This is a genomic window from Rhodovulum sp. (assembly GCF_011048875.1).
GTDB lineage: Bacteria > Pseudomonadota > Alphaproteobacteria > Rhodobacterales > Rhodobacteraceae > Rhodovulum > Rhodovulum tesquicola.
Genome location: NZ_DSDD01000474.1, coordinates 1 through 2,195, shown reverse-complemented (window position 1 = coordinate 2,195; position 2,195 = coordinate 1). Strand labels below are relative to the sequence as shown.

General features: G+C 67.8%; 3 protein-coding genes. 2 read left to right on the top strand and 1 reads right to left on the bottom strand.

Annotation, left to right across the window (positions count from 1 at the left end):
• A partial coding sequence (locus ENN83_RS16050) for a TRAP transporter small permease subunit (RefSeq protein WP_287188748.1) occupies nt 1-334 on the bottom strand: 334 nt, incomplete at its 3' end.
• Between the two features lie 112 nt (nt 335-446).
• Between ENN83_RS16050 and ENN83_RS16045 the strand changes: the two genes are divergently transcribed.
• Nucleotides 447-947 carry an FAD-dependent oxidoreductase gene (locus ENN83_RS16045; protein WP_287188747.1) on the top strand — a complete coding sequence of 167 codons (501 nt, stop codon included), beginning with the start codon at nt 447-449 and terminating at the stop codon, nt 945-947.
• The gene (locus ENN83_RS16040) at nt 944-2,068 is read left to right on the top strand and encodes an FAD-dependent oxidoreductase (protein ID WP_287188746.1); all 1,125 of its coding nucleotides are present in this window, start codon (nt 944-946) and stop codon (nt 2,066-2,068) included. The genes ENN83_RS16045 and ENN83_RS16040 overlap by 4 nt, the downstream gene beginning before the upstream one ends.
• The last annotated feature ends 127 nt before the right edge of the window (nt 2,069-2,195 follow it).

Below are 2,195 nucleotides of genomic sequence, written 5' to 3'. Positions count from 1 at the left end.
TCAGGCCGAAGACCGGGATCAGGAACAGGACCAGCGCCACGGCATCTGCCGCGCGCAGATAGGCCGTGGGCAGGCGTTCCGAGATCGCCTCGACCCGGACATGCCCGTTGCGCGCCAGCGTCACCGGCAACGAGAACGCCACCAGCACCGCAAAGGCGTAACCCGCCGCATCCTGCAACTGGATGAAGCCCATGCCAAAGCCGTAGCGCAGCACCACGATGGCCAGCACCGCGCCGGTCAGCAACAGGCCCGCGCTGATGCACAGGGCGAGCGTGGCGCGGTCAAGCAAGCGGCAGAACGCCAGATAAGCGGAAAGGGGGCGGGACAGTGTCATCGGCCGGGCCTTGCCACAGCCTTGCGAAAAGGGCAATCGCGGCATGCGGCGAATGCCTCTGGTCCGCGGCGCCGGACGCGTTATGCTGCACCGCAGCAAGAAAGGGGTCGCCATGGCGGATCGGATCGTCGTTCTGGGGGGGGGCGGCTTCGGCGGCATGTATGCGGCGCGGGCGCTGCGAAAGCGGCTGGGCAAGTCGGTGCGGGTCGAGTTGATCCATGCAGACAACTATTTCGTCTTCCAGCCGCTTCTGCCCGAGGTCGGCGCGGGCTCGATCACGCCGGGCCAAGCGGTTTCGCCGCTGCGATTTCTGCTCAGGGGCGTGTTCGTGCGCAAGGCGCAGATCGACAGCGTGGATTTCGAACGCCGCATCGTCACCGTGTTCCAGGGCATCCAGCGCCGCCCGACCGAGATGCGCTATGACCATCTGGTGATCGCGCTGGGGCAGGGGGTGGACCTGTCCCGCACCCCGGGGCTTGAGGAACACGCGCTCAAGATGAAGACGCTGGAGGATGCGCGGCGCCTGCGCGAGCATGTGATCGAGCAGCTCGAACATGCCCAGGTCAGCCAGGTGCCCGCGACCAAGCGCGGCGCGCTGACCTTCACCCCGTGATCGGCGGCGGGTTCTCGGGGGTCGAGACCGTGGGCGAGATGAAGGAACTGATCGACCGGTCGTTGAAATTCCATCCCCGCATCGACCCCTCGGAGGTGCGGGTGCAACTGGTCGAATTCGCCCCGCGCATCCTCAACGAGATGCCCGAGCGGCTGGCGCGCTATGCCGCCGATCACCTGACCCGCCACGGGGTCGAGCTCAAGCTGAATACCGGCGTCGCCTCGGCCACGGGCACGCAGCTTGTCTCCACCACCGGCAAGGTGATCGACACCCGCACCATCGTTGCCACCATCGGCAATTCGCCCCTGCCGGTTGTCGCGCGCATGGGCCTGCCCAGCCAGCATGGCCGCATCGCGGTGGACCGCACGCTGCGCGTCAAGGGGCATGACAATGTCTGGGCGCTGGGCGATTGCGCGCTGATCCCGCTGAAGGACGGCGCCGAGGCGCGCACCGATTTCGCGCCGCCCACCGCGCAATTCGCCGTGCGCGAGGCCGAGCGCATTGCCCGCAACATCGCCGCCGCCGTCTGGGGCAAGCCGGTCAGGCCCTTCGCCTACCGTTCGCGCGGATCGCTGGCATCGCTGGGCGCGCATCGCGGTGTGGCCGAGGTGTTCGGGATGCAACTGACCGGTTTCCCGGCCTGGGTGCTGTGGCGGTCCTATTACCTGGCGCTGCTGCCGGGGATGGGCACGCGGATCAAGGTCATGGTGAACTGGACGTTGGACATGCTGGGCGCGCGCAGCGTCGTGCAGTTGCGCGCCCTGCCGCGCGCGCCGATGCGCTATGCCCATTTCCGCGCGGGCGATATCGTCTATGAGGCCGGCCACCGCTCGGACGGGTCCCATTCGGAGATCTCGGGCGCGGTCGAGATGGAGCGGACCGACCCGGCGACCGGAGAGCGCCATGTGCGCCGGATCGGCCCCGGCGGGCATTTCGGCGAGCGGCTGATCCTTGGCGCGACGCGGCGCAAGACCACCGTGCGCGCGGTCGAGGACACAAGGGTTCTGGTCCCGAACCGCGAGGAATTCCTGATGCTGGTCGAGGGCTTCCCCGCTTTCCGCGAATATTTCCGCCCCTACATGGAGGCCCGCGGCGCCGAATGGCCGCCCAAGGCGGGCTGACGTCTCATACCAACGGCCCGTTCGGCTGACTCGAGGGGGATTCCCAAAGCTCACGAACTCTGGCTCAGTGCGGTCTCAAAGGATGGAGGCAGGCATGGCAGGGATAGCGATCACACGGACGGAGCTG